Consider the following 13,454-nt stretch of genomic DNA (forward strand, 5'->3'; position numbering starts at 1 on the left):
TTGCGGGGGAATTATGGATACAGTTGAAGAATTCATAAAATTCTGTATTGAAAGTATTTTAGAAAATGATTGTAGCGGAATTAATCTCAATGAAGTTTATTTAACCAATATTGGTATGGATTCAGTTGCGAATTTTCAATTAATGGTTCAACTTGAGGGTGAATATGGAATTTTTTTCGAGGATGAAGAAATTACTGAGGAAACTTTTTTGACAGTCAACAGTTTAGCTAATATTGTAAAGGAAAAACTTGTACATGCATGAATTCTCTCAAATACATTGCCTAATTGATTGCTTGACAGATGTGTTCAAAGATAGATTAGATCAAAGACCACTCTATTTTGGCGTATGGGAAGAATCAATTAATATAGAGGATGGGAAGGTTAGTTACTATTCCATCAAAAGTTCATATGAGTGGTTAATTAATCAATTTGAGTTTTTATATGGTAAGAGAATTATTGAGTGGTTTCGCTATATTACTTTGGAGGATAATTACCCGATATTACTTGGTCTTGCGGAAAATTGTAAGAGAGATAATTATTCAATAATAATAATGGTGGATCTTTTTTATTTGCCATACGAGAAAAAAAATTTCAATAAAAATCATTGTCCACACTATATTTGGATTAATGACTTTCAAGCAGGTCAGTGGCATATTAACGACCCGTATTTTGGATATCGGGGTACAGTAACTGATGAAATATTAAGAAAGGCATTTTATCGGAAACAAATGGGAAGTGGTTTTCTTGTAGAAAATTTGTGGGAGTTTAAAAATCCAACTAGTGAAAAGATAATTCAATTATTTAAACAAAGTATTATTTTAAATTCCAGTTCAATTGGAAATTCAATGTTATCTCTTATTAAGGATATTCGATTAAATAGCCATTGCATTGAAAATATAAGATTACTTATAGCATCTATTGAGCAATTAGGTGTAGTTATCAACCGTAAGCGATCTTTATTGTACGCATACACTTTAGTTGCCGAAAAAGTTGGAAATATTAATGGGGTTGAAGGATTTAAGGCTGAACTTAATAGATTATCGTCAGCTTGGGTAAGTTTTGGGCTTATTGTGATGCGAAAAGCTACAAAGAATGATTGGGAAGAAATAGATAATCTAGAAGAGAAAATTGTTGGATTATGTAAAATCGAAATTGAAATTAAAGAAATACTATGGGGATTATACGACTTATGGGAAAATCGAACAATGACTACTCAAAAATAAAAATTGGTTATATTACTGGAATGTCAAATAAAGTGAATGAAAGAGTTATTGATGAACAATGGAATGATTGTTTGAGAAAATATGCGGAGCTAGAACCGATAACTCCGATTCAAATGTTGAAATTATTCGGAGGCTCATTTGAAAAATGGTTAAAGGATTTTCCAATATCATTAATTAAGTTAAGTGATAATTTAGATAAATTGTGCAGAATACATAAAATTAATGTTTTATACATTAATATGCCTGTTTTATTTCCATATTTATTAATGGCGCGAAATAAGATGGGAATTGATATTCGTTTTTTATTTATCGTTCATTCGGTAGCCTCAGAGTATTGGATGAGGCTCCTATTGTCTGTTGCGCCATGGATTAGACAACAAGATTTGATCATAAGTAATACAGAGTCCAGTAAGCAAGCTCTACTCCGATTATCACCATGCTTTGAAGATGTGTATACTATTCCACTTTGTTTGGATGTGGATAGTGAAAGTAAGAATCATGAGGAATTACTCCGTAGAAAGAATAAAAGAATTTTATCTATAGGAAGAATCGAGGATGTTAAAAATATAGGATTTCTTATTAATTGGTTTAATGAGTTATATAAAAAATATCCATCAATTGAATTGGTAATTGTAGGTGAATATACAGGTGTTTCAGAAGATCAAAAGTTGCAATACCAACAAAAAATTAATAGCCTACTAGAAAAATATAATCTGGGAAGTAAGGTGATATTTACAGGAGCGTTGGTTGGGCAAGCGAAACAAAAAGCATTTCGTGAAGCTTACTTATTGGTTAATTTCTCTATCGATCCAGGTGAAACCTTTGGCTTCAATTTGTTGGAGGCGAAATCAATGGGTACACCCGTTATTTGTTCACGGTGGAATGGTTTCAAAGAGCTAGTTAAAGATGGTGAAGATGGCTTCCTTGTTAAGTGCGATTGGGTAGGTGACATCCCTCAGATTGATATGGAAGATGCTTTGAAAAAAGGAAGTATGATATTGGAAAACAATGGGTTGTGGATATCAATGTCTACTACTAGTTTAAAAAACTATGACAAGTATAAGTCTATACATATTATTCCGGAAATTTTAAGTGAAATAATTGCACGGGAAAATATGAGTAGAGAGGGTTATGAAATTGAAAGAATAGCAATGACTCCAATTGAATTACTACCCGAGTTCTATCAAGTTAATAATTTGAAAAAAATCGGATTAAATAAAAAAACTCCCATTTCAATTCTTGAAATAGAAAATAAAAAAACTCCATTATCTCTTTGGTTACCAAAAGTGAAACCAATCATTGATCACTTTGCGGAGGAATCATTCTATGCAAATAATTAATTTATACAAACAGATAAAAGGTTATTTAGTAAAACGTGGCTTTCTTACGGCAATCGCATATGGGTTATCTTTTTTAAGACTCGCTCTAATCATGATACAGCCTCTTATTTTTGGATACCTGATCGATAATGTGCTGGTTGAAAAAAAGAAAGAGTTAATTATTCCTATTCTCTTATTCGCACTTTTAATAGCGATTATAACGATGGTATTTCTTGTTATACAGGTTAGTCTTTTTCGCTACCTTGGAATTTCACAAACGTTGGAAATCAGGGAACATTTAATACGCCATTTAAGGAAAATTCCTTTAAGTGAGATTGAGAAAAATGGTTCTGGAAAGTTTGTTCCACTACTTGGGAATGATACTGCGGCAATGGCTAATTTCTTAAATAATATTATGGTTGAGATTTCCAACCATGTTTTCTCTATATTTATAGCATTAGGTATTATTTTTTATTTGGATTGGCGTCTTGGTTTAATTGCAGTAATAATGATCCCATTTCTTTTAATTTTACCAAAAATGTTTAAACATCCTCTGGGGGTTCATTATAGTGATGTAAGATCACATAATGAGGAGATAGGAACTTTTCTTGTTGAATGTGTGGAAGGTTCAAGAGAGATTAAGGCACTTCAATTGGAAGAATGGGAGATAAAAAGGAACAAAGGGATGTATCGTAATCTTGTAAAATCTAGTGTTAAATCTACGATGTATAGTGTATTGTCTGGTCAGGTTAGCACTCTTCCTATTAGTTTGATAATTGTTTTTACATATTGGTTTGGGAGCCAACAGGTGTTATCAGATTCGATGTCGATAGGAATGATGGTTGCAACTGTTACGTATCTTGAAGGAATTCTGCATCCTATTCAATCGATTAATCGGTTTTTCGGTGACATACAATTGACAGAAGTTTCATTAAAACGAATCAAGGAATTCTTATCTATTTCAAAAGATAAACAGCAATCAATTGAATATATTCAAGATACAAAAATCAGTGCAGGTAAAAAATTGGTGCTTCAAAGTGAAAGTATTACTTTAGAATCAGATGATCACTATAAGATACTTGATCAAATATCTGTTAAAGCACAGCAGGGGAGTGTAATTGCTTTTGTCGGGAGAAGTGGATCTGGAAAGACATCCTTGTTTAAGGTTCTAGCTGGTCTTGGTTCAGCAAATTCTGGAAAGGTAAAAATCTATGGAAAGTTTGAGACAGAAGGAAATGATAAAGTTAACTCTCAATTTGGAGTTGTTTTTCAAGAGCAATTTGTATTCAAAGGTACACTTTCCGAAAATATTAGTCTTGGTAAATTAACAGCTACATCAGATGAAATTTATGAAGCAGCATGTAAAGCAGATTTAAAAGAATTTATCGACAGTTTACCTAAAGGTTTGGACACTGTAGTTAATTATCGAGGGTTTCAATTGTCAGGAGGTCAGAAGCAAAGAATTGCATTAGCTAGAATGTTTTTAAGAAATCCCGATATACTCATTCTTGACGAACCAACATCTGCACTTGATTCTATTACAGAAGCCAGAGTCATGGAGCAACTTCTTAGTCATGATAGTAAAAGAACTCGTCTGATATCTACACATAAAATTGATACGATAATTAATGCAGATTATATTTATGTATTAGAAGATGGTAGAATCATTGAAGAAGGTACTCATGACAGTCTAATGAAGCTAAATGGTATCTACTGTGAAATGGTTTTAAATAAGATGAGTTTGGTATGATTTATGAGTATCCCATGAGCGATCTTAGAAAATGGTTAAATGTTGTCGCACGATATAAATGCATTGTTGAGTTTTCAGATAGAAGTAGACACATTAAATTACCTTTTTTTGAGCTGTTTTATCAAGCTGAAAAAATTGCTGGAAAATTGCGAATAAATAACAAAAAAAACAAAGCAGTATGTGTGTTGATTCTTGACAATAATATCGATTTTTTATTTTCATTATTAGTGAGTTTAATAAGCAATTTTATCCCAGTTATGATGCCTCATTATACAAGCATAAGGGAAAAAATAGAAAATATAATATTTCTGGAAGCGGAGGTGGTAATAGTCACTTCTACTTTTATTTCTTATTTAATTGCAAATAACGAGTATTATTTTTTTAACTCTTGGGGGGTGCCAACGCAGACAGTTTATTGCTTCGTAAAGAGACAAAAGGTAAGGAGACTGTTACCCCACCCTGAAACTGAAGTAATGTTCTTGACTTCTGGTTCAATTGGAAAACCTAAAATTATTCAGCTAAGTGTAAGGAACATTCTTTCAAATTTTACGGCAATTCAGGCGTATATTAAATTGGAAGAAAAAGATAGAGTGCTGGTTACAAGATCATTAGGGACTGCTTCAGTAATGGTGGGAGAGGTTTTACCAGCACTTGCAAGTTGTTCGACTATTCATTTTTGCGAGAACCAACCATCGATACTTACCCTAAATGAATCTATTAAGAACTATCGACCTACTTTTTTGTGTACAGTACCGGCTGCACTGTATGCACTAGCATCAGATGATGCAATCTTTAAACAAGGTCAATTGGATTTAAAAAAAATTGTTACTGTAGGTGCGGCGATTTCTCATTCAATGTTAAAAAAATTAACACATAATTTATCTTATGTTGATATTTATCCTTCATATGGACTAACAGAAGCTTCTCCAAGAGTTTCTTTTTTGCCACCTAATAAGATAATGAGTAAAATCGGTTCGGTAGGACAACCAATAGAAGGTGTTCAAGTAGAAATATATTCACCTGCAGGAGAGTCAGTAAAGGAAGATGTGATTGGAGAAATAGTGGTAAAAGGTCCGAATGTTATGCTTGGCTATTATGGAGAAAGTGATTTAACTACAGAAGATAGAGGTCTAATGACCGGAGACTTGGGTTATAAGGATAGAGAGGGATTTATATACATCGAAGGAAGAAAGGATTCAGCTATCAATGTAGGTGGGCATACAATATGTCCTGAACATGTAGAAATGATCATTGAATCGTTCCCCTCAATATATGAGTGTCTTATTTATGGAGTAAGCGATCAAATATTTGGTCATATTCTTCACGCAGAGATTATCATTAACGAGTTTTTTGACATGAAAATTTTTAAGAGTTATTTATCAGTCTCATTAAGATCTCATGAGCAGCCACGTAAGATCCATTTTGTTGAAAAGTTACAGAAGACGACAAGTGGAAAAAAAATCAGATATAGTAGGTCATTATAATGAATAGAGCAAACGTGAAGGCTAAACTACTTTTTCTTATGTCAACCATAGTAGGTAGATCTTTATCGGAGAATGAAGCTATGCTACTGATCGAAGATTATAATCTGGACTCTATAAGTTTTATTGAACTCATAGTGGGAATGGAGAAGCAATTCGGGTTTGTAATACCGGCTGAAGACTACCGTATAGAGTTGTATGCTACTCTCGGACTAACTATTGATTATATCTTGAGGAGAACTAGTATTGAGTGAAGAGGAGCGTTATCGAGTTAATTTATTGTTTCAAGAAGTAGTGCGTAATTATGAATATTATTGTAATTTGAATGGCGAATCACATAATTTTGAAGAACTTCCATTAGTGGATAAGGAGGTTCTAAAGACATGTTATCCTTTGTTTCGTTCAAAGAATCATGATGAAACACAACCGTATATAGAGTCCTTTACATCAGGTACTACAGGTATTCCCTTTAAATGTATCAGAACAAAGAGGGAGCAAATTCAATTATCATTAATGATCTCTCGCAAACATGCTAAATGGGGACTTCCTGTAAAACATCGTTCGATCGTATTAAGTAATAGGGTTTCAATTTACCCAGATCAATATAATTGCTATATTGAACAAATAAATAGAATAAATCCTCATCGAATTCAAGGAAGATTTTCTGATCTTCTGGAGTTATCAAAACGAGTAAATCACAATTTTACTTGTCCTGCATTGGTGTGTATTCAAAACTGGGGAGAGTCAATTCAACCCAATCACATCGAACAAATAGAAAGAGCTTTTCAAGCACCGCTATACAACTATTACGGAATTGAAGAAATATATGGTATTGCATATTCAGATAAAGATCGAATGTTGGTAATTGATCAAGAGTCGGTTTATGTAGAAATCGTAAATCCTGACACGCATAAAGTAGTAAGAGAAGGGGAATTGGGGGAGATAGTGGTTACTTCATTTTTTATGAAAAGTGTACCTTATATTAGGTATCGAACAGGAGATTTAGGTGCCGTTACTTATGATAGAAAGAATAATAGAAAAATATTACACTTATTAGCTGGTCGTAAAAATTCGATTTTATTTAAAAATAGAACTATTAATGCAAGTATATTTCGTTATTTGGATCGCTTTTTATATGAACTATCTGTCGGTGTAGATCTCAGATATCAATTGGTTCAAAATTCTTATACTTCATTTCTATTATTGCTTACTGTTACAGGGAATATTCAAACAAATGAATTAGAGAAACGGTTAGGTCCAATGTTTGATTCATGGTTAGGAGAAAAGGTTGAAGTTAAAGTGCAGCAGGTAAGTGAATTAATTAAAAATTCCTATAATGGTAAAACTGAGCCGTTTATATGTCAAATTAATAGAGAGGATTATTGATTTTGGAAAACAACGGACTACAGAAAATAATAAAAGAAGAGATAGTAAAATTAGCAGCTATGGAATGTGCTGCTTCTTGTGTATTAACTCTTTTGAATAAGATGTCCTTTGAAATAAAGGACTTTTTAATTAATTATTGGAATTTGAATTATACAGGTAAGATATTAATGGGCGCTAGAAATGTTAGATTATTTGATTTGGAAAAGTTGTATGGAATAAGAGTAATTTTTACTAAGTCGACAAAAGAGCAACTATTAGATTTTCTTTCGGATGGTGGTAAGGCATTATATTTATGTAACGCATCGGGTTTTTCTTTTTTCCCAGATAGTATGTTAGGCTATGAAAGTTCTGGGTTTAAACACTTTACATTATTGTATGGTCTTGATAAAAACCGACAAGTTATGATGGTTGACCCTATTATTGATTTTATTGATTCTGTAAGTTTTACAGATTTATTAAAGGCAAGTGTCGGCGAACATTATTATTATTATTATGCATTGGTTTTTCCCAAAACCAAATTGGCTAGAGATGAAAGTCAATCACTAGATTATTCAATGAATAGAAATTTTCATTATTACATGGAGAGTAAGCTTCATGGAGGGAGAATGGCGATTGAAAGATTTTTGGAAGATCTTGTTCATTCTATTGACTGGCCAGAAAAGGAACGGAAAGATTGGGTGACGATGAATATTACTACAGTTAATGCAATTGCGAATCTAAGAAGAATAATTTGGGGTCACTTAAAAGATTTGTTACCTATAATACTTGTTGATAAATTTACAATTATTGTTAATGAAATTGTTGAATTATGGAAAAATGTTATTTTCCAATTAATTAAATACAATCGGTCGCCCCAGAACATGGAATTAATCAACTATCTTAAGGGAAAAATAACTGCTGTTGCGAAGAAGGAAGAATTTCTTTTATACCAACTCGTTGAATGGAGAAGTGAAAAATTGTGAATATCAGTCTTTGTACTATATCATTCCGACATGAGTTATTGTGCTTTTCAGATATTATTAGATTTGCAGAGTTAAATGGAATTAATGGGATAGAGTTATGGGGGGTTCATGCAAAAAACCTTTATAGTAAGTTGGAGAGTACAATAAAACTTTTGAAGCAAATGGGCAAATGTAATATTAATATTACCATGATTAGTGAGTACTTAGATTTTAATGAAAATATCGATATTCTGATTTCAAAGTGCAAGGAAATCGTTAACTATTCAAAGTTTTTTGGCACTAACAAGATTAGAATCTTTTTCGGAAATAGCCAAAGTGAAGGTATTAAACAAATTGAGTGGATTAATGCTATTGAGAAGTTAAAGAAAATCGTAGAATTATTTTCGAAAAAAGGAATATATGTACTAATCGAAACGCACCCTAACACCTATGCAGATACATTAATATCCACAAAAAGAATGTGTGAGGAGGTTCAAAACGAGTATTTGAAAGTCAACCTTGATTATCTCCATCTGTGGGAAACAGGAGTATTTCCAGTAGAGGCATATTATCAGTTGCAACCCTGGATAGCAAACTATCACTTGAAGAATATTTTAGCAATTGAGTACAGTAACGTTTTTGAACCGGCAAACATTTACTCGCCTAACGGAACTCGTTTGGGTATGACTTCTCTTAGAAATGGAGCTATTCAATATGAAGAAGTGATTCGCCTAATGCTAAATAACGAAAATAATTCTTACATAGGGATTGAATGGTTTGGGGACGACCCAATAAACTATTTAATTGAAGAAAAGAAGTGGATATCGGCTCTAAAACCACTTGTTCGAGTCTAATATGCAACGAAAAATTATTAATAGCTTATTAGGTAATGACTTTCCCAAAATATTTTATTCCAACATTAATTGGGAACAAAGCTACAGGAACAATTTTTATCCGAAATTGCGGAATGAAAATAGTAATATACACCATTTAGATAGTTTGCAATTATTCCTAGCATCTTCTAAGGATATTGTATTATTAAGAGAAAAACCGGATGAACAGCACCTCTCTTATTTATATAGAGAGGAAGGTATCGAACTGCCACAATTATTAGTTAAGAGTGAATGGGATGATTTAAGAAACTTCGAAAAAAAAATAATCATACCATATGCGATGACCAATGATGTACATACTTTAATAAATCAGTCACAATGTAAACATTTTGGCACCAATAATGTCGAATTAGTTATGAAATTAAATAATAAAGCGTTTGTACGGGAACTTGTTAGTGGAATGAATTACCCTGTACCTAAGGGAAGTGTCTGCAATAGTGTCGAGTCTCTTGTCGCTGAATATGAGAAATTAAAACAGAACACGTTTGCCAAAAGGTTTGTAATCAAGCAGCCTTATGGATCTTCAGGTAATGCATTCTATCATGTGTTTAGCAACAAGGACTTTTATACCATAATAGATCGTATTAGGAATAGATCATTTGATCGGAGTATATGGATTATTGAAGAATGGCAAAGAACCAGTATGTGCTTAAATGCACAATTGTTAATAAAGCCAGAAGCTAGTCGGATTTTATCTATTACTCAGCAACTTAGCAATCCACTGGGTATTTATAAAGGCTCAGATTTGCTTCCAAATGTACCTGAAAAGCTTGCGGACACATATAATGGTTATCTTTTGGAGTTAATGCAGGTTGTTGAAGCAATGGGTTACCAGGGTTTTTTGGGAATAGATTCATATATCGATGAAAGAGAAAGTCTAGTTCCAGTCATTGAGATAAATGCCCGAATGACAATTTTAACATATTTATATGATCTTCGAGAACATCTAATTAATAGAAACCAACAAAGTATTGTTTACAAAATTTATAAATTTACACTTAAATATCTAATATCATTTAATAAGTTTTTAGAGGATTTCAAGAAAAAAATAAATTATGAGGGAGATAACAAGTTCATTATTCTAAACTACTCAACAGTACATGTAGATAATAATTGGATTCATAACGTTCATATAGCATTTAGCGGGTATCAACCCGGCAGTGCATATATAATTATGAAAGAAGCAGAACGTTACATAAGATCATTATGATTGGAGTGATAAAAATATCAATACATTACATTTTTTTAATAAAATTAAACGTGCGATAGATATATATCCTACACCCTTTTTTCTTTATGAAATTGAAAAATTTAAAAATAACTATTATAGATTAAGAGATGTGTTTCATGAAAATGTTGAGATTTACTATTCAGTGAAAGCAAATCCTAATCCAGTTATTTGCAGTAAAATAAAAGAATGGGGAGGTGCCTTTGAAACATCCTCACTTAATGAATTTAAATTGTGTATAAATTCGGGTGTATCTGGGGAACGCATTATCTACAGTGGAATTGGTAAAAAGAATGAAGAGATTGAATGGGTACTCGATCGAAAGGTGTACGCAATTGTTGTTGATTCCGTTAAAGAACTCGATCGAATAGTTGAAATTTCGAAAAAACGAGATGAGCCTGTTAGCATAATTATTAGAGTACGTTTGGATATCAACATCCCTGGTTCCAGATTATTCCAAAACAGAAACTACTTTGGGGTATGTGAGGAAGAACTCGACGCAATACTAACTAAAATAAGAGTTATTGATGGAATACAGCTCTTGGGATTTCACAATTACGGTGGTACCCAGAATTTTAATTTAGATTACTATATTGAGTCATATAATAAATTATTATCAATTTGTGAATTAGCGGTTTATACATATGGAATGGATATATCGACAGTTGGTATAGGTGGTGGATTTGGAGTCGCTTTATTCGAGGGAGATTGTGACTTTCAGATTGAATTATTTGGACAGTATGTGAAATCTAATAGTAGCGTATTCACACGTCTTGGAATCAATAAGCTTTTTATAGATATTGGTCGTTATATTACATCGGCAATGGGGTCCTATATTACACAAGTAATGGATATTAAAACTGTTAAAGGGCGAAAATATGTGATTGTTGATGGAGGAACACATCATCGTTCTTTTCAATCAATTTTAAGTACAAATTTTAAAAAACCTCTACCTATTTATATCTATCGGAAAGACGGAACAATTACAATGTCAGAAAATGGTCATAATATAAATAAAGTTACATTTGTGGGGAGGCTTTGTACACCAACTGATGTCTTGGTTTCTAATGTTAGTATATCAAACTTATCAATTGGTGATTATATTATTTTTCCTAATTCTGGTTCATATGGACCGTCTGCGGGTTGCTTATTTTTTCACTTGCACTCGATTCCCCCTGAGATCATTGTGGAAGAGCAAGACCTATATTTATCTTCATTTATTGAATGTATGAAAAAGGATGGGGATAGGAATTGATTTTGTTTATCGATAACTATGATTCGTTTGTATATAATTTGGTTCAGTATATAAAGGAACATGGAGAAAAAATAGTTGTTTTAAGAAATGACGAGGCTACTGTTGAGGAAATAAAAAAGATGAATCCATCAGGTATTGTTATTTCACCGGGTCCTTGTACACCTGCAGAGGCTGGAGTCTCAGTTGAAATTATTCGTCAGTTAAATTGTCCAATACTTGGAGTCTGTTTGGGACATCAAGCTATTGGCTATGCTTTTGGTGCAAACATAATAAAAGCAATAAAACCATTACATGGTATAAATACAGTAATAACAAATGATCAAAAAGGGTACTTTTCGAATCTACCTAAACATATTGATGTTTGTAGGTATCATTCTCTTGTAATTGACAAGTATCGACTACCTTCAGTTCTTCAAGTATCTGCATACAGTGCTGAGGGTGAAATCATGGGGATTCGTCATAGAAGCTTGCCTATCGAAGGTGTTCAGTTTCATCCAGAATCGATATTTTCATATGGGGGGAAAAAAATTATAAAAAATTTTCTTACCAAGACAAAAAGGTATGGTGCAGAGAATGTTGAAACCTATGGTTTATAAGATTTGGGATGTTGCTATAACCCCACATCTGTTTTTGAATTTAGTCGAAAATAAGAGTCAAATAGTTCTTTTACAAACAAATGACCAATATTTGGAGATTAATCAGTATTCATATATATGCATGAACCCAATAAAAATAATTACATCAATGCCTAGAGATGGAAGTGAGTATACTTTAACAGATATCGATAATATTCTTTCCTTACATCGACAGAATATGGTTCCAGAGCTCCCTCCTTTTCAATGTGGTTTTGCTGGTTATTTGTCGTATGATTATGGTCTAAAAATAGAAAATATACCAATAAATACTATTAATGATACACAAATACCTGATTTTTGGTTTGGATTGTATGATGTTGTGTTGGCGATTGATCATATCCTGGGAAAAACTTATTTAATCTATCAACAATTTCTGTCGACTCCTGATGCATGTAGTAGGAGGATAGAAAATATTATGAGTTTGATGGAACAATATTTCTTGAGACTCGATGAATTAGAAAGTGAAGATTTTATCTTAAAAAGCCAAATTATGAATGAACCCATACTGGAATCAACAATTTCAAAAGATGATTACTTAAATCAGGTGTGTAAGGTGAAAAACTATATCTATAATGGTGATGTGTTTCAAGTGAATTTATCACAGCGATTCATAAAACATGCGGTAGATTCCTCCTGGCTCATATATATAAAAATGTTTCATTCAAACGGTGGTCCATTCAGTGCTTTTATTGACGATTCGGAAAATCAGATCTTGTGTAGCTCACCTGAAAGATTTATAAAAGTGGATTATATTGATCAAGAACGACAAATTGAGACCCGGCCAATAAAAGGTAGCAGAAAAAGAGGGAGATCATTTGAGGAAGATGAACATTTTATAAATGATCTTCTTTGTAGCAAAAAAGACGAGGCTGAACTTAAAATGATTGTAGATTTATGTAGAAATGATTTTGGAAAAATATGCGTTCCAGGTTCGATCCATGTTAAAGAGCATCGAATGATTGAAAAATACAAATCAGTTATTCATACAGTATCAATTATAAATGGACTTTTAGAAAAAGAAATTCTAATCGAGGATATTATAAATGCTGTTTTCCCAGGAGGTTCGATTACTGGTGCTCCCAAAATACGGGCAATGGAAATAATTGAAGAGCTTGAAGATTTTCGACGAGGGATTTACTGTGGTTCGATCGGATTTATTGGACTAAACGGCAATATTGATTTGAATATTGCAATCCGGACTATCTTACATAAAAAAGGAGTTTTGTATTATAACGGTGGTGGAGGAATTGTAACAGACTCCTCACCAGAAAAAGAATATGAGGAGACGCTATTTAAAGTTTGGGCAATGTCTAGAGCTATTACCTAGTACTAAAAAAATGGAG

At 32.6% G+C, this 13,454-nt stretch carries 13 protein-coding genes; all 13 read left to right on the forward strand.

The genetic code is table 11. The features are described 5' to 3' along the window. Positions 1–13 precede the first annotated feature (13 nt). The 13 genes from ACSBOP_RS01755 (at position 14) to ACSBOP_RS01815 (ending at position 13,438) form a co-directional block, all read left to right on the forward strand. Complete coding sequence (locus tag ACSBOP_RS01755) at positions 14–262, forward strand: acyl carrier protein (RefSeq protein ID WP_442602787.1); 249 nt, start codon at positions 14–16, stop codon at positions 260–262. Next, complete coding sequence (locus ACSBOP_RS01760; RefSeq protein ID WP_442602788.1) at positions 255–1,223, forward strand: DUF6005 family protein; 969 nt, start codon at positions 255–257, stop codon at positions 1,221–1,223. Before ACSBOP_RS01755 ends, ACSBOP_RS01760 begins: the two co-directional genes overlap by 8 nt. Beyond that, positions 1,190–2,563, forward strand: a complete 1,374-nt coding sequence (locus tag ACSBOP_RS01765) for a glycosyltransferase family 4 protein (protein WP_442602789.1) — start codon at positions 1,190–1,192, stop codon at positions 2,561–2,563. Before ACSBOP_RS01760 ends, ACSBOP_RS01765 begins: the two co-directional genes overlap by 34 nt. Beyond that, positions 2,550–4,292 carry an ABC transporter ATP-binding protein gene (locus ACSBOP_RS01770; protein WP_442602790.1) on the forward strand — a complete coding sequence of 581 codons (1,743 nt, stop codon included), beginning with the start codon at positions 2,550–2,552 and terminating at the stop codon, positions 4,290–4,292. The genes ACSBOP_RS01765 and ACSBOP_RS01770 overlap by 14 nt, the downstream gene beginning before the upstream one ends. 14 nt (positions 4,293–4,306) lie before the next feature. Next, positions 4,307–5,776 (forward strand): ANL family adenylate-forming protein, encoded by a 1,470-nt coding sequence (locus tag ACSBOP_RS01775; protein ID WP_442602791.1) that lies wholly within the window; start codon positions 4,307–4,309, stop codon positions 5,774–5,776. A 38-nt stretch (positions 5,777–5,814) separates the two neighbouring features. Beyond that, positions 5,815–6,027, forward strand: coding sequence for an acyl carrier protein (locus ACSBOP_RS01780; protein WP_442604336.1), 213 nt, complete (start codon positions 5,815–5,817; stop codon positions 6,025–6,027). Then, on the forward strand, positions 6,020–7,159 hold the full coding sequence (locus ACSBOP_RS01785; RefSeq protein WP_442602792.1) for a hypothetical protein: 1,140 nt from the start codon (positions 6,020–6,022) through the stop codon (positions 7,157–7,159). The genes ACSBOP_RS01780 and ACSBOP_RS01785 overlap by 8 nt, the downstream gene beginning before the upstream one ends. A 2-nt stretch (positions 7,160–7,161) precedes the next feature. After that, positions 7,162–8,121 carry a hypothetical protein gene (locus ACSBOP_RS01790; protein WP_442602793.1) on the forward strand — a complete coding sequence of 320 codons (960 nt, stop codon included), beginning with the start codon at positions 7,162–7,164 and terminating at the stop codon, positions 8,119–8,121. Continuing rightward, a complete protein-coding gene (locus tag ACSBOP_RS01795) occupies positions 8,118–8,954 on the forward strand; it encodes a sugar phosphate isomerase/epimerase family protein (protein WP_442602794.1) in 837 nt (278 codons plus the stop codon). Before ACSBOP_RS01790 ends, ACSBOP_RS01795 begins: the two co-directional genes overlap by 4 nt. Before the next feature lies 1 nt (position 8,955). Further along, the gene (locus tag ACSBOP_RS01800; protein WP_442602795.1) at positions 8,956–10,203 is read left to right on the forward strand and encodes an ATP-grasp domain-containing protein; all 1,248 of its coding nucleotides are present in this window, start codon (positions 8,956–8,958) and stop codon (positions 10,201–10,203) included. A 130-nt stretch (positions 10,204–10,333) separates the two neighbouring features. After that, positions 10,334–11,476: a hypothetical protein gene (locus ACSBOP_RS01805; RefSeq protein ID WP_442602796.1), complete on the forward strand. Its 1,143-nt coding sequence runs from the start codon at positions 10,334–10,336 to the stop codon at positions 11,474–11,476. Next, positions 11,473–12,072, forward strand: a complete 600-nt coding sequence (locus ACSBOP_RS01810) for an anthranilate synthase component II (protein ID WP_442602797.1) — start codon at positions 11,473–11,475, stop codon at positions 12,070–12,072. The genes ACSBOP_RS01805 and ACSBOP_RS01810 overlap by 4 nt, the downstream gene beginning before the upstream one ends. Further along, positions 12,050–13,438, forward strand: coding sequence for an anthranilate synthase component I family protein (locus tag ACSBOP_RS01815; protein ID WP_442602798.1), 1,389 nt, complete (start codon positions 12,050–12,052; stop codon positions 13,436–13,438). The genes ACSBOP_RS01810 and ACSBOP_RS01815 overlap by 23 nt, the downstream gene beginning before the upstream one ends. Positions 13,439–13,454: the final 16 nt, after the last annotated feature.

It is taken from the genome of Paenibacillus sp. KN14-4R (assembly GCF_052180255.1).
Lineage (GTDB): Bacteria > Bacillota > Bacilli > Paenibacillales > NBRC-103111 > Paenibacillus_AM.